Source organism: Lachnospira hominis (ex Liu et al. 2021), from assembly GCF_014287955.1.
In the GTDB taxonomy this organism is placed as follows: Bacteria; Bacillota; Clostridia; order Lachnospirales; family Lachnospiraceae; genus Lachnospira; species Lachnospira hominis.
On the sequence record NZ_JACOPD010000002.1, the window covers coordinates 143,857 to 162,244 of the forward strand.

The following is an 18,388-nucleotide window of genomic DNA, read 5'->3' on the forward strand; positions in this document are numbered from 1 at the left end:
ACACCTGCTCCTCCTTTAAAAATATCTTACAAATATACCAACTGTGGAAATAACAAGCACAAGAATTGTAGCCGGAACTACTTTCTTGCAATACAAACCCCAGCCAATAGGATGTCCTGCTTTGGCAGCTACAGATGTACCTACTACGTTAGCAGAAGCACCAATCGGTGTTGCACTTCCACCTATATCAGTTCCCATTGATAATGCCCATGCCAGTGTAGAAAGGCTCACGCCTTCTGTTGCGGCAAGTGCTTTTATAATAGGAATCATAGTTGCTGCAAAAGGAATGTTATCGACAAATGCACTTGCAAATGCTGAAAGCCATATAATTATTGCCACCATAAGCATTGCATTTCCACCACTTATCTTTCCAATGAAATTAGCAGCTATCTCAAGAATTCCTGTCTGCTCGAGTCCTCCTACAACTACAAATAAACCAATAAAAAACAATAATGTCTTATAATCAACTTTGCTTACTATCTCATGTATATGTTTAGGTGCTGTAATAATTGTAACAAGAGCAATAAAAAGTCCGATAAATGCAACCGTAAGACCTGTCATGGCATGTGTTATAAGCAGAACTACTGCTGTTGCAAATATAATACAGCTTATTGCAAATCCTTTTTTATCCTTAATTGCCTCTTTCGGGTCCGGAAGTGAAGAAATATCAACATTTTCTCCGTTAGAAGCCGAAAGCTCTGAATGAAACACAAAATAAAAATATACAAGCACGGCAACAAGTGCCACAAGTGCAATAAGACCTGTATTTGTTATAAAATCAGCAAATGAATATCCAAGTGATGTTCCAATTATGATATTAGGCGGGTCTCCGCACATTGTTGCCGAACCGCCAAGATTTGCACAAAAAATCTCCGACAGAATCATCGGCACAGGATTAAATTTTAAAAGCTGTGACAACTCGACTGTAACTGCTGCAAGGAACAAAATAACAGTAATGCTGTCGATAAACATTGATAATACAGCTGACATAATCATAAATGTCATAAAAATCGCCATTGTCTTGTAATGTACAAGTTTGGCAATTCTCATGCAGAGCCATCTGAAAAAGCCGACTCTTGCCATTCCTTCTACCATTACCATCATTCCGGCAACAAATATAATTGTCGCCCAGTTAATACCACTTGATGACTCTTCTGCCGCACCGCCTGTATACCAGAATGTTCTGGTAAAAATGCTGTGAATATTAAGAGTATCCGTGATTGCTGTAACACTGTGCATACATAAGCCAAATACAACTACAAGTGTAATAACCCCGCATCCTAGTGTTATGTACTGACGTTCTATCTTATCAATTACAATGAGAACAAACATTGCAACGAAGATAGTCACCGCCAAAATCTGTGCTACCATTCTCTTCTACCTCTTTTCTAATACATTATATATATCTTAATCACACAATACCGAATCATCATCCATAAGAAGCAGTGCTGTAAGTTCAAACACTGTATTTACGATATAATCTGCACCGGCTTCCTCAAGCTCACCGTCTGCCGCATATCCGAATCTTACTCCGACTGCCTCTATATCCGCATTATGTGCTCCATATATATCATCTTTTCTGTCGCCTACCATTATAGAATCAGCTTTCATTTCATCAAGAACAGCCTCTGTGAGTTCCCCATTTCCTTCAAGTCTGTTAAGTCTTGCAAAAACCTCTTCAATAATTTCATTTTTGTATTTTCTTGTCCCATCAAGATTACTTCCGCAGGCTACCGTAAAATACTTTGAAAGATTAAAATGTTCAAGTATTTTTAATGCAAACGGTTCAGGCTTACATGTTGCAAGTGCAAGCGTCTTTCCCGCTGCTTTGAGTGTCTCAAGGACAAAAATCATTCCGTCTATCACACTGGTTTCATATATACCGGTATCTTTATATCTCTCCCTGTATTTTTCCACTGCTTCCCAGGCCTGTTCTTTTGTCATGCCATGAAACTTCTGAAAACTTTCATCAAGCGGCGGTCCTATATAACACGTAAGGTTATCAAGATTTTCCTCTTTAATCCCCTGTGCTTCCAATGCATATTGGACAGATTTCGTAATCCCTTCAGCTGTATCGGTAAGTGTTCCGTCCAGATCAAATAAAATATATTTCTTATTCATATTCTTTCCCTTTCAATGAATCTGTCCTGCATAAATTTTACCTAATCTTAAAGTAAATCATAATAATCATTTATAAACAGATTACATTTTTCTTTTATCTTTTCAATGTCGCCATTCGATGCATCATCCTTTACAGCAACCGTATAAAAATCCCCATTTACTGCTCCGCATATAGCTTCATATACATCCTCAAAAACAACACATTCATCCGCACCAAATCCGCATTTTTTTGCGGCAAGTTCATATACATCAGGAAATCCTTTTCCTCTTTCAACCTCATCGCTCTGCGTAAAATTATCAAAATAATCAAATATCTTATTTCTTTTTAGGCATGCCTCATACAATTCCCTGTCAGACGCTGTTGCTATACATATTTTATATCCCTTTTGTCTGAGATTCTCAAGAAAATCAGCTGCTCCCGGTTTTAAATCTATATCATCAGCATATGCCTGTACAGCCATATCAAACCACTCTTTTGCAATATCTTCCGGTTTCTCGTCAAGATTAAATCTTTCAATTACATATTTTGAACCTGTTGCAAAATTATGTGTTTTTATTTTTCTTATAAAATCTTCAGGCACTTCAATATTTCTTTTACCAAGAAAATCAATATCAACCTTCGCCCACACGTCCGTGGAATTCAAAAGAGTGCCATCCAAATCAAATATGGCACATCTGAATCTGCCAAAATCAAATCTAGTCTTCATACATTTTTATTCTGTTCTTAATATTCTTAACGCTCATATTATCAGCATATGAAGCAATAAGTTCATTATACTTTTCTGTTATAATAGCATTTGAAATTGTTGAATCATTTGATGAATCGTAGCTTCTTGAAACAAACATTACAACACTGCATTTACTTGCAGATGAGTCAGACACAACAGTTACATCCCCTGTCTTTCTTGTGCTGTCAAACAGCCAGTCAGCCGCATCACCGTCAACTGAAGATTTTTTAACAAGTGTCTTTAATGAAGCATTAGAATCACTCTTATATGTATCCGCATTATCACCTGCATATTCTATACAAAGGTCTGCAAACAATGATTCATCGGTAGCTTTTGCTGCCATCTCATCAGCCTTTGCTTTTGCATCAGCAAGTGAATTATCATCATTTTCTGTCTCTGCTTTTATATCAAATATTCTGTAATTTACAGTATCATAATCATCTTTGTGTTCCTCATAATAAGAAGCAATCTCTGCATCATCAGGTTTTAACTTAGTCTGAATTTCTCCCTGATATGACGCTGCTTTAAGGTAACTGCACAAATAACCTTTTATATTCTTTTCTGTTGCATTTTCGCCAAATACAGTCTTGTAATAATCTTTTACGGATGAACCTGCTGAATCTGCAGATGACTTGAGATTGTCAATAAAATTATTATAGTCATCATCTGCATTATATGTAAATCCATTCTTGTCAGCATCCTTTAAAAGTGCTTTATCTTCTTTTATTGTTGAGAGTGCTGCATTAGCAAAATAGTCATACCATGTATAATCAGAGTTGCCACCGTAAGTCTGTGACGAATCACTCTTTGATGTATCATATCCCATATATGATGCAAAATAACTTCCATAAGTCATTCCGCTGAATAATTCCTGATTAAGAATATTCTGCTTTGTCATTGAATAATAGAAATCAAATTCAATCTTACTTATCTTATCGCCGTCAACATCAATATATTCATTATGTATCTTATCATAATTCATCCATGCTGCTGTTCCTGCCACAGCGACAATAATTACAAGAATTACAGTTGCAGCAATCGATGTTATCTTTTTAGCTTTTGCATCTCTTCTCTCCTGCTCCTGTTTTTTCTGAACCTTTTTATCATACTTTGTAACAATCTTTTCCTCTGTATTATTAAGTACTGCCTTGTTTCCTTTAACCTTAGCCATTACTAATCCTCCTAAAATCCATTTTCCTCTTTTATTTCATCTAATTCTTTCATCCATACGGCTGAACTTGCATCACTCGGCATTCTTAAATCGCCTCTTGGCGAAACTGCAACGCTTCCGACTTTAGGTCCGTCAGGAAGACATGAACGCTTAAACTGCTGTGCAAAAAATCTCCATACAAATGTGCGAAGCCACTTATATATTTCCTTATCTTCAAATTCACCTTTAAATGCACATCTGGCAATTCTGAAAAGCTTCTTAGGATTAACACCGAACCTCAATATATGATACATAAAGAAATCATGCAATTCATATGGTCCAACCAAATCCTCCGTTTTCTGTGCTATTGTTCCATCTTCCTGAGGCGGCAGAAGTTCAGGACTCACAGGAGTATCAAGGACATCAAGGAAAATACCCTTTAGCTCACTGTCATCACAGATATCTGCATAATAACGTACCAGATGTCTTACAAGCGTCTTTGGAACTGACGCATTGACTCCATACATTGACATATGGTCTCCATTGTACGTCGCCCAGCCAAGTGCAAGCTCTGACATATCACCAGTACCTATAACCATACCGTTTGTCTGGTTTGCGATATCCATTAGAATCTGTGTACGTTCTCTTGCCTGTCCGTTTTCATATGTGACATCATGAACACTCTCATCATGTCCAATATCAGCAAAATGCTGCCGCACAGCCTTTTCTATAGAAATTTCCCTAAGCGTTGCCCCAAGCTTTTTTGTAAGGCTTACCGCATTATTGTAAGTTCTGTCAGTTGTGCCAAAACACGGCATAGTAACACATGTTATATTGCTTCTGTCAATTCCACATGCGTCAAACGCCCTTACAGTAACTATAAGTGCGAGCGTTGAATCAAGTCCGCCTGATATGCCGACTACTGCACTCTTACATTTAGTATGTTCAAGTCTCTTTTTAAGACCAAATGTCTGAATATTTAATATCTCTTCACATCTTTCATTACGTTCCTTTTTATTCTTAGGAACAAATGGTGTCTTATCAAAATGTCTTTCAAGCTTTATCTGGCTGTCTGTATAAGCTTCAAATACGACCTCATTCCATTCTGACATATCATCAGCCGGAACAAATGTTGTCATTCTCCGTCTTTCAGCTTTTATCTTTTTTAAATCAATATCTGCATATATCTGCTGTCCGGAAAAAAGTTCTGACATCCCGAGTATTGTACCATTTTCACATATAATATCATGTCCGCCGAATACTATATCCTGTGTTGACTCTCCATCTCCTGCACTTGAATATACATAACATGAGACAAGCCTTGCAGACTGGTTTTTGACAAGTTCTGTCCTGTACTGTCTTTTTCCGATTGTCTCATTGCTTGCAGAACAGTTTACTAGCACAGTAGCACCATGAAGTGCCAGCTTCGTGCTTGGTGGGTCAGGTGTCCATAAATCCTCACAGATTTCTGCCCCAACAACAAATTCATCCATTCCAGCACATCTGAACAGAATATTGGTGCCAAATAACGTATACATTCCGTTTATTTCAACATTTACACACTTGTCAAATCCCGGAGTAAACTGTCGTCTCTCATAAAATTCACCATAATTCGGAAGATATTTTTTCGGTACAAGTCCAAGAATCCTGCCATTATTTATTGCTGCAGCAACATTATAAAGCTTTGAATTATATTCAAATGGAAGTCCGGCAAATATAAGCATATTCTTATATTTTAAAGATTCATTACATATTTTTATGAGACTTCTCTTTGCACTCTCAAGAAGTGTCTCCTGCAAAAATAAATCTCCACATGTATATCCTGTTATACACATCTCAGGCAACACGACAAGTGAAGCCTTTTTTTGCGATGCCTCTTTTATAAGTTCAATTATACGTTCGGTATTATAATCACAGTCTGCCACTTTGATTTTGGGTGTCAAGGCAGCGACTCTTACAAATCCATCTTTCAACTTCTCCCCATTTCCGCGTAACTTATCACGCATCATAAAATCATGTGTTTTATTATACAATTTTCCAAGAATTTAAGCAACATTTTTTATTAATTTTCAACAAATGTTCACCATACATAAATGGCAGCATATCTGCAATAAAGCATAGATATACTGCCATAAAACAAGCATATAATTATTGATTTTCAACGCTCATGGTTCATTCCTTCATAATCGTCTGTAACCGGCTCCTCTGATCCATTTACAGCGTCAGTAAAACCATCTTCTATTCCTTTTGCAGCATCAGTAATTATTTCTTTCGCTCCTGTTGCCGCATCCGTTATAACTTCTTTCGCTCCTGTTGCTGCATCTGTAACTATCTGCTCAACAACTCCATTATCCGAATCAGGATTACTCCCTGTTTCCTCATTATCAGCATTGCCGCATCCCGCAAGTGCCGCCACTGCAAAAACTGCAAGAGCCGCCATGATAATTATTTTACATTTTTTCATAAAGTCCTCCTTTTTACGAACTATTTTTAGTATGGACTTTATTTTTATTTTTAATCATATCATGCTGAAACTTTTAAATGTCTGCTCAGATACTTATACAAAACAAAAGTAATGACACTTGTTATCAGTGCTTTTACAAAATTAAATGGTGCAACGGCAAGAACAACAAATGTAAATACATTATTAATATTTGCATTTATTTTATTACCCATTGCAATAAAAGCCTCTATCGGCATTCCATAAAGTTCTGAATATTTTGGAAGCAGATAAAATGCATTCATAAATACGCCTGAAACTATAAGTGTAAGGCTTCCAACAACAAGTCCCAATACTGCTCTTTTCTTTGTTCTGTGAAAATGATATACAACTGAAGCAGGAACTGTTAAAAAACATCCCAATATAAAATTGGCAAAATCACCCACAAATGCAGTAGTTGTTCCTTTAATGCATACTTTAAGAATAACTTTTACCGCCTCTATAACAACACCGGCACAAGGTCCCAGCAAGAATGAGCCGATAAGGACAGGAACTTCACTTAAATCGATTTCATAAAATGATGGTGCTATAAAAGTCAATGGAAATTCAAAATACATTAAAATAACTGAAATTGCGGCAAGCATTGCCATGATAACCATCTTGTTTACTCTGGTTTTTTCTGATGAGAACTTAATATTGTTCTTCTTTTCGATTAGCTTTTCAAATCCAAAAGCTATAAAATATACTACTGCCATAAGTACAAGCGACACTAGTACAAATACGATGTTTTTCTGTAACGAATCAAATAATTTTGATAAATTAGTCATTTTTAAACGCTCCTTCTTCTTTCATCCAGACTATACTGTCGGTTTAAGATTCTCACTTAATCGGCCTTTTTGGCTCGCGGACTTATTATCATGCTGCATACAGATACATCACCGCCGGTCAAGAATTGACATTACTGTCTCACTTTGCCCTGAAGGTTGGAGTATAAAACTCACTCTTCTATTCAATTGTTTTATCAGCTGACTGCATTACTATAACACTGTAATGCAGTCAAGTCAATGCTGATTATTGTTTTTCCAAATATTTCTTACTTATAATTCAATATTTTCTTTTTCAAACCATTCTTTTATCTTTTCAACTGCTTCTTTTATAAGATTTTCATTGAGAACAAGTGCAAATCTTACATGATTCTCGCCCAGACTTCCAAATGCACTTCCCGGTGTACATACAACACCTGTATTTTCAAGCATCTGTATACAGAATTCATCAGAATTCTTAAACTGCTTTGGAACCGGAGCCCACACAAACATTGTTCCTTCTGAATATGGAACTTTCCAGCCAATTGCATTAAGTCCGTCACAGAGTGCGTCTCTTCTTGACTGATACTGTGCCTGCTGCTTTACAACTCCATCCTGTGGACCGTTTAATGCAGCCACTGCAGCTTTCTGTACTATATAACTTGTACCATAATCAAACTGTGAACGTATTGTCTTAAAATGTTTTATAACATCTGCATTTCCCAATGCAAAAGAAATTCTTAATCCTGTAAGATTGTATGTCTTTGAAAGTGAATTAAATTCAATTCCCACATCTTTTGCTCCCGGAATTGAAAGAAACGAAAATCCTCTTCTTCCATCATATTCAATCTCGGAATATGCATTATCATGCACAACAAGAATATTATATTTTTTTGCAAATTCTACAAGTTTTTCATAAAATGCTTTATCAGCACATGTACATGTAGGATTAAGCGGATATGACACGACAATCATCTTTGCACGCTGTGCCTTTTCCTCGCTTATTTTATCAAGCATAGGCATATAATGATTATCCGGGTCAAGCTCGTAATAATCAATTGAAGCATCGTTAAGATACGGTCCGACCTCAAAAATCGGATATCCCGGATTAGGTACTAAAACGAGATCCCCCGGATTACATACTGTCATAGCAACATGTGCAAATCCTTCCTGCGAACCGTTTATTGACATAATCTCATCATCATTAAGAGTGACGTCATAACGACGGTCATACCAGTTTTTAACTGCATCTTTTAACTCCTGTGTATCAGTAAGCGAATACTTATAATTTTCAGGATTCAAAGCAGCCTCCTGCACCACTTTCATAACATGCTCTGCCGGTGGAAAGTCAGGTGTCCCGACAAATAAATCGTACACCTTAACTCCCTTCTGTGCTATCTTCGCTTTACGCTCATTTAAAATATTAAAAATATTCGGCTTGAAAAACTTTGCTTTTTCTGAATACTGTATTTCCATTATTGTCCCTCAAAAACCTATTTAACAGGCTTTGCATATCCTGTAATATCAGCCATTCCGACCTCTAATACACGATGTCCTTCCAAAAGTTTATTCTGAATATTTACAAAAGAAACGACCTCAAGAACCTTTCCGTCTTTTGTCACCATTTCATGCTGATAACATGCAAAACGGCTCTCTATAAACTTGGCACGCAAATCTGCAATTATTTCATTATATTCTACATCAGGCATAAGCTGTTTGAATATAAGTCCATTTTTTATATCTTCATCAGTATAACCGAGAAGCTGTGTAAATCCTTCATCAACATCAAGAAGCTTTCCGCTTCTCATCTCCATTGAATAACGACCATTAGGTATTGAATGCATCCTTCGCATATCTGACATAATAACCTCCATTTCCGCACATTATCATGTGCAAGACAAACTTTGTGAAATTGCCGTTTTACATATATTACTTTGTAAGTGCCTGTAAACGTTCTCTTACCTGTGCAAGCATCTGCTGATACTTCTCAAGCTTTGCCTTTTCTTCATCAATCTTTGCCTGTGGTGCTTTTGATATAAACTTTTCATTGCCAAGCATGCCTTCGCAACGCTTGATTTCTCCGTTTAATCTGCCTTCTTCTTTCTTTAAACGCTCGATTTCTTTGTCAATATCAACAAGTTCTGCAAACGGAATATAAAGAACAGCTCCCGGAATTACTGCTGACACAGCATCATCAGGTATACCTGATTTATCGCTCTGTACTGCAACTTCACTTGCATATGCAAGTGTTGCAAAGAACACTCTGCCGTTTTCAAATATATCTCTTATTAAAGCATCTTCTGACACAACATAAACCTTAGCTTTTCTGCTAGGTGCAACATTCATCTGTGCACGAACATTACGGATATTTCTTACCGCTTCCTTTATTGTCTGTATTGCAACTTCCTCATCAGGGAAATTGAACTTTTCATCATATACAGGCCAGCTTGAAATCATGATTGATTCCTCATCATCCTGGATATTGCAGAAAATCTCTTCTGTAATGAATGGCATATAAGGATGAAGAAGCTTTAAAGCATCAATAAGTACAGTCTTTAATGTCCATATTGCTGCATTTTTTGTTGTATCTTCATCATTGTAAAGACGAGGCTTAACCATCTCAATATACCAGTCGCAGAATTCCTCCCATATGAAATCGTTAAGTTTTGCAACAGCAATACCAAGCTCATATTTTTCCATATTTTCAGTAACTTCTGCAATAAGATGATTCATCTTTGATAAAATCCACTTATCGGCTGCAGTAAGATTATCCGGCTGTTCATCTGTTGTCTTAATCTTATTATCAGGGTCATTCATCATAATGAATCTAGAAGCATTCCATACTTTATTGGCAAAGTTACGGCTTGCCTCAACTCTTTCCCAATAAAAACGCATATCGTTACCCGGTGCATTACCTGTTATAAGTGTATATCTTAATGCATCTGCACCATACTTTTCGATAACTTCAAGTGGATCAATACCATTGCCTAATGACTTACTCATCTTGCGTCCCTGTGAATCTCTTACAAGACCGTGGAATAATACTTTGCCAAAAGGCTTCTTGCCCATATGCTCATATCCTGAGAAAATCATTCTGATTACCCAGAAGAAAATAATATCATAACCTGTTACAAGTACATCTGTAGGATAGAAATAATCAAGTTCTTCTGTCTTTTCAGGCCAGCCAAGTGTTGAGAATGGCCAGAGTGCTGATGAAAACCATGTATCAAGTGTATCGGGATCCTGTTCAACATTAGTGCTTCCACACTTAGGACATGTACATACTTTCTCAGCTGATACTGTCATCTCACCGCAGTCCTTACAATAATATGCAGGAATTCTGTGTCCCCACCATAACTGTCTTGAAATACACCAGTCACGGATATTGTCTGTCCAGTTAAAATATGTCTTATCCATAGATGCCGGCATAAGCTCAATATCGCCATTTTTTACACCTTCAACTGCCGGTTTGATAAGTTCATCCATCTTTACAAACCACTGCTGTTTAATCATAGGTTCAACTGTTGTCTTACATCTGTCATGTGTACCAACATTGTGAACGTGGTCTTCTACTTTTACAAGAAGTCCAAGTGCATCAAGATCTGCGACCATAGCCTTTCTTGCTTCGTATCTGTCCATTCCGGCATATTTTCCACCGAGATTATTAATTGTAGCATCATCATTTAAAATATTAATTTCAGGAAGATTATGTCTCTTTCCCACTTCAAAATCGTTAGGGTCGTGTGCAGGAGTAATCTTAACAACGCCTGTACCAAATTCCATATCAACATATTCATCTGCAATAACAGGAATAGTTCTGTCTGTGAGAGGTAACTGTACCTGTTTTCCAATTAAATCCTTATATCTGTCATCCTTAGGATTTACAGCAAGTGCAGAGTCACCAAGAAGTGTCTCAGGTCTTGTCGTTGCAATTTCAACAAATCTTCCCTCCTCGCCGACAACCGGATAATTAATATGCCAGAAATGTCCAGCCTGCTCCTCATGTTCAACTTCCGCATCAGAAATAGATGTATTACATACAGGACACCAGTTTACAATTCTTGAACCTTTGTAGATAAGTCCCTTATTATAAAGATTGATAAATACAGTCTGGACAGCCTTTGAACAGCCCTCGTCCATTGTAAATCTCTCTCTGTCCCAGTCACATGAAGAACCAATTTTTCTAAGCTGGCTTGTAATTGTTCCGCCATACTCTTTCTTCCATTCCCATGTTCTCTTTAAGAAACCTTCTCTTCCGAGTTCATGCTTATCAATGCCTTCTTCTTTGAGTGCATTTGTAACTTTTACCTCTGTTGAAATGCTTGCGTGGTCAGTTCCGGGCACCCAGAGTGCTTCATAGCCCTGCATTCTCTTAAATCTGATAAGAATATCCTGCATTGTGTTATCAAGTGCATGTCCCATATGAAGTTTACCTGTAATATTTGGTGGTGGCATAACGATAGTAAATGGTTTCTTGCTTCTGTCTACTTCTGCATGAAAATACTTCTTATCAAGCCACTTCTGATATAATCTGTCCTCAATCTCAGACGGATTATAATTCTTTTCTAATTCCTTGCTCATAAAATTCTCCTTTTTCTCATTGTCCGCATAAACATATTATTGCGGCATATGCACAAAAAGCCCTTTGCAGGGCTTATGCCTTGCAAAGGGCGAATAATCGCGGTACCACCTTTGTTCAATTGCCGTAATCCGCTTTGATTATCAAACGGAAATCGTACAATCCTTATTAATATTCTTTAACGTGAATAACTCCGTTATAGCTTACTCTAAGTTCAGCTATACTGCTCCAAAGCTACATTCAGCCACACATTTCCAAAGCTGCCTTCCAGCCTGTGGACAACTCTCTCTTCTGGCGGTAATGACTTACTCCTCTTTTTCACTGCATTTATTTTTTTCATTATTAAATTAATAATAATCTAACCAAATAAAAAAAGCAACTGTTTTTCAAAAAAAGTTACAATACTAATCCAGCATAAGCTGGTCAACTGTCACAAATACAAATCCTTTCGATGATAACCGGTCTATTATTTCAAGTGCCGCCTCCACAGATGAATCATATATGTCGTGTAAAAGAATAATATCACCATTTTTAACTTTATACACAACACTTTTTACAACATATGCAGTATCTGTCGTTGCCCAGTCATCAGGGTCTATACTCCACAACACAGGAGTCATATTAACATGTGAAAGAAGTTTGTCACTATATGCACCATATGGCGGTCTAATATATTTCACATCTTCACCTGTTATACTTTTTATAATTTCATTTGTTTTATTTATTTCACCAACTGCACTTGAAACATTACATTCATCGAGTTTTATATGCGAGTATGTATGATTTCCAATCAGATGCCCTTCCTCATACATCCGCTTTACAACTTTCTCATTTGATTCTGCATTCTCGCCCACAAGAAAAAAAGTTGCTTTTACATTTCTCTCTTTAAGCCCATCTAACAGTCTGTTTGTTGTCCTGCTGCACGGTCCGTCATCAAATGTAATAGCAACTATTCTGTCATACATATAATCATTGCCGCCTGAAGCATCCGTTTTTTTTAATTCATTGACATCATCCGTTTTCGTTAAAAATCCAATAATAATAAATGCACCAATAGCCATAATTAAAAAAAATAATATAATCAGTCTGACAATAATTCTTTTTTTTGCAAATTCAAAACTGGAAAACATATGCTCACCACAAGAATATCTTATTGCAAATATATGTAATATAAAAAATAATATTCATTAATTCTATATGCCTAAATATGCGTCCATCTCATGTGTAACTTCTGTCAGTTCCTTTCCTGATGCTGCCGCAATCTCTCCATATAATAATTTTCTTGCAAGCGATAAAGTCCTGCTGTCTGCCGATTTCATTTTTCTTAAATCTTTTGCACGCTCATTTTTAATATTATATAAATGTCTTACAAGATGCATAAGCTGCTCTATATCCTGTGATTTTACAATTTCATCGTACTTTGCCGGAGAAAGTTTCTCATTAAGTAATTCATCTTTCACACAGTTTTTTGCCTTCTCAATAATTTTCTCACATTCATTTTTTGAAATAATACTTCTTATCTGTATTTTTGTACTATTTACAGGAGAATAAATTATTCCTTTATCATCATATACCGGCTGTAAAAAATAATAATCTCCTTCAATTCCCTTTATAGGAGGTGCTGCAATGTCTTCAACTTCACAAACACCAACTATTCCATACACAACCTTATCATTTACTTCAAACATTTTTATTCCTCCGTTTCTGACAAGTAAACAAATCAATCCCCGTGCATTTCGTACCTCGTAATACATTATACACTTTTATTAATTAATTTTCAAAAGAAAATTTTTAACATATTAAAAAAACATATTTAAAAAGCATAAAAAAACGGGATATACTACTGATGCATATAAATAAAATATACAGCAATACGTCTCCCGCCTTTTATGTAATATTTATTTAATTATTAAAAAAGTTCAACATCACCTGTTATTTTTTCATCAGCTACATAATAGCATTTATTATCTTCAGGCTTAACATACAGCTTAATATCTTTTGCTATTACGTTCTGTGCCTTTAAATCAGCTTCTACACGCTTAATAATTGCTGCCTGATTAACTGATTTACCCTCAAATTGAATAACAAATTCTTTCTTTGCTTCAGTGCTCTTTTTAGATCTGCCAGCTGGTTTCTTGACCGGAGTTTTTGCCTTTGCTGCTGTCTCTTTTGCAGCAGTCTCTGATTTCTTAGGTCTGCCTCTTCTTGGCTTTGGCTGTTCAGCTTCTTTTTCAATTGCTGCTTTTGCTGTAACAGCAGCTTCTGCCTTTACTGCTTCAGCTTTTACATTTTCTTTTACAGCCTCAACAACAGCTTCCGCCTTATCTTTTACAGCTTCAACTTTTTCTTTTACTGTTTCAACATTCTTCACAGCAGTCTCATCATTAACTGCTTCCTTTACATTATTCCTTCTGTAAGATGCTTTTCTACCCATTATGATTACCTCCTCATCCAGCATTATTTACATGCTAAAAAATTTTTTATAGTTTCAACTGCCTGTGTCTCATCTGCACCGTCAGCTGAAATTTCCACCTGCATGCCCTTCTTTAAACCAAACGCCATCATACCCATAAGACTCTTAGCATTAATATACTTGCCATCATTTGAAACTGTAATATGGCTGTCAAACCTGCAGGCAGTCTGTACCAATTCTGCTACCGGATTACCATAAGCATTATTGATGTCTGCCACTTCTACCATTGCTATCATAGATTAACATTCACCTTATACTTTCTAAATTAATATTTTTTTAATACATGAACAAAATATACTCTATTAAACTTTTAAAGTCAACATCTATAATTTTTTTTGTTAATTTTTATACATTTTTGTCTTTAAATCCGCAGCTGTATAATTCTTCCATCTGATTGTCCATTTGTTCAGATGGTTCATAGCCTTCAAGCATTTCAACCATTCTTTTTATTTTTTTATCATCGGATGAAAACTGTCCCATATTGTCGAAAACTTTTTTCTTTAATTCTATTATATTTCCGTAATTTTCATACTGTTGCTGACCGCTTATTGCACAAAGCACCCCCAGTGCATATGCACATTCATAATTTCCCGTCATAATAGCATTTTCAAAACCACATTTTATCTGGACAGCATTTTTAGCAAGCAATGTCACCATTATTACATCTCTTCCTTAAATTTTTTAATATAATCTTTTACTGCTTCAGTTGAGAAATTACTCTCCTCAAGCAATTTAATGAAACGGCTTCCGACAATTGCACCATCTATAACATCTTCAAATGGTTTTACATCTGCTGCTGTCTTTATTCCGAATCCCATCATTACAGGAACATCACTCTGTCTTTTAACTTCTGCAAGATAATCATGAAGATTTTTATGAAAATCATGTGCATCACCACCGGTTACACCCATCTGTGATACACAGTAAACAAAACCTCTTGAGCGTTTTACAATTTTAGCAATTCTGCCTCTTGAAACAGGTGAAACAAGCTCAATAAATACAGGTGCATTTTCAGTTTTATCTATAATTGCAAGAATTTCATCCTGCTCCTCATAAGGCAGGTCAGGAATGATAAGGCCGTCAACTCCGCACTCGGCACATTTCTTAATAAAAGCATCAAGTCCGTAATGATATGCTGTATTATAATACATCATAAAAAGAATTGGAACTTCACATTTTTCATCTCTTAATTCTTTCATTAGAACAAATACTTTTTCAAGATTTGCACCGGCATTAATTGCCTTTACAGAAGCATCCTGAATTACAGGTCCGTCAGCTACAGGATCTGAAAAAGGAATTCCAAGCTCTATTACATCAATTCCAGCTTCTTCCTGTGCAAGTATAATTTCTTTAGTTTTTTTCATATCCGGAAATCCGGCTGTCGTATATGTGATAAATGCCTTTTTATTATTTTCTTTTAAATAATTCATTCTTGATTCTATTCTGTTCATTATTTGTTTGTCTCCTCTCCGTTAAGGTATCTTTGTACTGTATTGACATCTTTATCGCCGCGGCCTGAAAGGCATACAACAATTATTTTATCCTTTTCCATTGTCTTTGCTGCTTTAATAGCATACGCGAGTGCATGTGAACTCTCAATAGCCGGAATTATTCCTTCAAGCTTACAAAGTTCAAGAAGTGCCTGCATTGCCTCATCATCTGTAACAGAAACATACTGTGCACGTCCGCTGTCACGAAGATAAGCATGTTCCGGTCCGACACCGGGATAATCAAGACCTGCTGAAATTGAATGTGCAAGTTCAATATTACCGTCTTTATCCTGTAAAAGATATGTCTTCATTCCATGAAGAATTCCTACTTCTCCAAGTGCCATTGCACTTGCATGTTTTCCTGTCTCAATTCCAAGTCCGCCAGCCTCAACTCCGACAAGCTTCACATCTTTATCATCTATAAAATCAGCAAACATTCCGATAGAATTTGAACCGCCGCCGACACATGCCATTACAACATCCGGAAGTCTTCCTTCTTTTTCAAGAATCTGCTTTCTTGCTTCCTTTGAAATAACACGCTGGAATTCTTTTACCATCTTAGGATATGGATGAGGACCTACGGCAGAACCGATTATATAAAATGTATCTTCTGCTCTTTCTGCCCATGTTCTTATCGCCTCATTAGTGGCATCCTTTAATGTTGAACTTCCACTTGTGACAGGCTGTACTTTTGCACCGAGCATTTCCATTCTGAATACATTTAACTTCTGTCTCTCAATATCTTCAGCCCCCATAAAAACTGTACATTCCATATTAAAAAGTGCTGCACCTGTAGCCGTTGCAACACCGTGCTGTCCTGCACCTGTCTCGGCTATAACCTTTGTTTTTCCCATTCTTTTTGCAAGAAGAATCTGTCCTATTACATTATTAATTTTATGAGCTCCCGTATGATTTAAGTCTTCTCTCTTCAAATAAATTTTCGGGCCATATTTTTCGCTGAGACGCTCTGCATAATAAAGAGGTGTTTCTCTTCCAACATACTCTTTGAGATAATAATTATACTGTTTAATAAATTCAGGGTCCTTAATCGCCTCATCAAATGCTTTTTCAAGCTCATCAAGCGTATTCATAAGTGATTCAGAAACATACTGTCCACCAAATTCTCCATAATATCTGTTATCTTTTTTATCCATAATTTTTCTCCTGCTCTTTCCTTATATTTTTTATGAATTTTTCTGTTTTTTCTCTGTCTTTTCCTGCACCTGTATCTTTTTCGACACCCGAGCTTACATCGACAACATCAGGATTAACCTGTAATACCGCCTCTTTTACATTATCGGGATTAAGCCCGCCTGCAAGAAAAAATTTTTTTCCGCTGTATTTTATTTTTTCTTTTATGTCATTTATGCGGTGCCATCGGAAAGTTTTTCCACTTCCCGGCACCCCGGCATCAAAAAGAATGCCATATATTTTGTCATTTTTAATCAGTTTTTCAATTTCATCATTAAAATTACTTTCTGTTTCTGCACCGTTAATTTCATCAGGCATATTGACAGCCCTTATTACCGGAATTGTTATTTTTTCAAGAATATCATCAGGCATATCTTTGTGTATCTGTATGTAATCAAATCCCACATCCGTTATTGCTTTAATCTGATTTATGTCGGGTGAAACAACAACAGCAGTTTTTTGAATATTTTTATCAAGCTTTTTTATCATTTCTGCTGCCCTGTCTATTGCAATATTTCTTTTGCTCTTTTCAAAGAAAAGCACCATTCCTGCATAATCAGGTTTTAATTCATTGATTATCCCAATATCCTCATCATATTTTATTCCGCATATTTTAATTTCCGTCATAAATCGCCTTCCATTCCAACGCAAGTCCTTTTGGATTTTCGTTTTCCATAAATGCTGTTCCTATAAGAAGTGCATCGGCACCGCTTGCCTTCAAAACTTTTATGTCATCATCATTTAAAACGCCGCTCTCGGATACAAGAACCGTTCCTTCAGGTGCTAATGAAGCGAGTTTTTTTGTTGTATCCAAAGATACTTCAAATGTCTTCAGATTGCGGTTGTTAATTCCTATTATTTTAACTCCGAGATTAATCATTCTTTGCATTTCCTCTTCGTTATGAACTTCACACAGAACGTCAAGTGAAAGGCTGTATGCCAGGTCATATAATTCTTTGAACTTTTCATCGTCAAGTATTGCAGCAATAAGAAGTATTGCATCTGCCCCTATCACTTTTGCCTCATACACCTGATATTCATCAATTATAAAATCTTTTCGTATAATAGGAAGATTCGTAATCTTTCTTATCTGTTTAAGATAATCAGTATTTCCGAGAAAATAATCTTCTTCAGTAAGACATGATATCGCATCAACCGCATTATTATATTGGTCTATTCTGTCCGTAAGTTCAATTTTATTATTCATTTTCCCGTGACTTGGCGATGCCTTTTTAAATTCGCCTATAATTGAAAGCCCCTGCTTTCTTAAAGCATTATAAAAACTTATCGGAACGCGTTTTTCATTTAATGCGAGATTTTTCATATCCTGTTCACTTACATTTTCTTTATGCCGAACAAGTCTTTTCTTTTTTGCAGCTACTATATCATCAAGAATCATTTTATTTCCTCCCG

The 18,388-nt window shown here is 36.3% G+C and carries 19 protein-coding genes, 1 riboswitch and 1 other annotated feature; all 19 genes read right to left on the reverse strand.

Annotated elements, in window-relative coordinates:
- Positions 1-15: 15 nt before the first annotated feature.
- Complete coding sequence (locus H8S01_RS03230; protein ID WP_021865405.1) at positions 16-1,371, reverse strand: SLC13 family permease; 1,356 nt, start codon at positions 1,369-1,371, stop codon at positions 16-18.
- Between the two features lie 36 nt (positions 1,372-1,407).
- Complete coding sequence (locus H8S01_RS03235) at positions 1,408-2,121, reverse strand: HAD hydrolase-like protein (protein ID WP_021865406.1); 714 nt, start codon at positions 2,119-2,121, stop codon at positions 1,408-1,410.
- A gap of 47 nt (positions 2,122-2,168) precedes the next feature.
- Positions 2,169-2,828, reverse strand: coding sequence for an HAD family hydrolase (locus H8S01_RS03240; RefSeq protein WP_186836165.1), 660 nt, complete (start codon positions 2,826-2,828; stop codon positions 2,169-2,171).
- Positions 2,818-4,020, reverse strand: coding sequence for a peptidyl-prolyl cis-trans isomerase (locus H8S01_RS03245; RefSeq protein WP_021865408.1), 1,203 nt, complete (start codon positions 4,018-4,020; stop codon positions 2,818-2,820). The genes H8S01_RS03240 and H8S01_RS03245 overlap by 11 nt, the downstream gene beginning before the upstream one ends.
- 11 nt (positions 4,021-4,031) lie before the next feature.
- Positions 4,032-6,005, reverse strand: coding sequence for an NAD(+) synthase (locus H8S01_RS03250; protein ID WP_186836337.1), 1,974 nt, complete (start codon positions 6,003-6,005; stop codon positions 4,032-4,034).
- 152 nt (positions 6,006-6,157) lie between these two features.
- Positions 6,158-6,463, reverse strand: a complete 306-nt coding sequence (locus tag H8S01_RS03255; RefSeq protein ID WP_021865410.1) for a hypothetical protein — start codon at positions 6,461-6,463, stop codon at positions 6,158-6,160.
- Between the two features lie 59 nt (positions 6,464-6,522).
- A complete protein-coding gene (locus H8S01_RS03260) occupies positions 6,523-7,266 on the reverse strand; it encodes an ECF transporter S component (RefSeq protein ID WP_186836166.1) in 744 nt (247 codons plus the stop codon).
- Between the two features lie 9 nt (positions 7,267-7,275).
- Positions 7,276-7,427, reverse strand: a riboswitch (FMN riboswitch).
- Between the two features lie 109 nt (positions 7,428-7,536).
- Positions 7,537-8,718 carry a pyridoxal phosphate-dependent aminotransferase gene (locus H8S01_RS03265; RefSeq protein WP_021865412.1) on the reverse strand — a complete coding sequence of 394 codons (1,182 nt, stop codon included), beginning with the start codon at positions 8,716-8,718 and terminating at the stop codon, positions 7,537-7,539.
- 17 nt (positions 8,719-8,735) lie between these two features.
- The gene (locus tag H8S01_RS03270; protein ID WP_021865413.1) at positions 8,736-9,104 is read right to left on the reverse strand and encodes a PAS domain-containing protein; all 369 of its coding nucleotides are present in this window, start codon (positions 9,102-9,104) and stop codon (positions 8,736-8,738) included.
- A gap of 67 nt (positions 9,105-9,171) precedes the next feature.
- Positions 9,172-11,823, reverse strand: a complete 2,652-nt coding sequence (locus H8S01_RS03275) for a valine--tRNA ligase (RefSeq protein ID WP_186836167.1) — start codon at positions 11,821-11,823, stop codon at positions 9,172-9,174.
- A gap of 82 nt (positions 11,824-11,905) precedes the next feature.
- Positions 11,906-12,152, reverse strand: a binding site (T-box leader).
- 73 nt (positions 12,153-12,225) lie between these two features.
- The gene (locus H8S01_RS03280; protein WP_243204189.1) at positions 12,226-12,951 is read right to left on the reverse strand and encodes a polysaccharide deacetylase family protein; all 726 of its coding nucleotides are present in this window, start codon (positions 12,949-12,951) and stop codon (positions 12,226-12,228) included.
- A gap of 63 nt (positions 12,952-13,014) precedes the next feature.
- Positions 13,015-13,509 (reverse strand): CarD family transcriptional regulator, encoded by a 495-nt coding sequence (locus H8S01_RS03285; RefSeq protein ID WP_186836168.1) that lies wholly within the window; start codon positions 13,507-13,509, stop codon positions 13,015-13,017.
- 221 nt (positions 13,510-13,730) lie between these two features.
- Positions 13,731-14,255 (reverse strand): DUF6465 family protein, encoded by a 525-nt coding sequence (locus tag H8S01_RS03290; protein ID WP_186836169.1) that lies wholly within the window; start codon positions 14,253-14,255, stop codon positions 13,731-13,733.
- A gap of 23 nt (positions 14,256-14,278) precedes the next feature.
- The gene (locus H8S01_RS03295; RefSeq protein ID WP_021865418.1) at positions 14,279-14,530 is read right to left on the reverse strand and encodes an HPr family phosphocarrier protein; all 252 of its coding nucleotides are present in this window, start codon (positions 14,528-14,530) and stop codon (positions 14,279-14,281) included.
- A gap of 109 nt (positions 14,531-14,639) precedes the next feature.
- Positions 14,640-14,951, reverse strand: coding sequence for a DUF3837 domain-containing protein (locus tag H8S01_RS03300; RefSeq protein ID WP_021865419.1), 312 nt, complete (start codon positions 14,949-14,951; stop codon positions 14,640-14,642).
- A 2-nt stretch (positions 14,952-14,953) separates the two neighbouring features.
- Positions 14,954-15,745, reverse strand: a complete 792-nt coding sequence (gene trpA / locus H8S01_RS03305) for a tryptophan synthase subunit alpha (protein ID WP_186836170.1) — start codon at positions 15,743-15,745, stop codon at positions 14,954-14,956.
- Positions 15,745-16,938, reverse strand: coding sequence for a tryptophan synthase subunit beta (gene trpB, locus H8S01_RS03310; RefSeq protein ID WP_021865421.1), 1,194 nt, complete (start codon positions 16,936-16,938; stop codon positions 15,745-15,747). The genes trpA and trpB overlap by 1 nt, the downstream gene beginning before the upstream one ends.
- On the reverse strand, positions 16,931-17,602 hold the full coding sequence (locus tag H8S01_RS03315) for a phosphoribosylanthranilate isomerase (protein ID WP_186836171.1): 672 nt from the start codon (positions 17,600-17,602) through the stop codon (positions 16,931-16,933). The genes trpB and H8S01_RS03315 overlap by 8 nt, the downstream gene beginning before the upstream one ends.
- Positions 17,589-18,374 (reverse strand): indole-3-glycerol phosphate synthase TrpC, encoded by a 786-nt coding sequence (gene trpC, locus H8S01_RS03320; protein ID WP_186836172.1) that lies wholly within the window; start codon positions 18,372-18,374, stop codon positions 17,589-17,591. The genes H8S01_RS03315 and trpC overlap by 14 nt, the downstream gene beginning before the upstream one ends.
- Positions 18,375-18,388 lie beyond the last annotated feature (14 nt).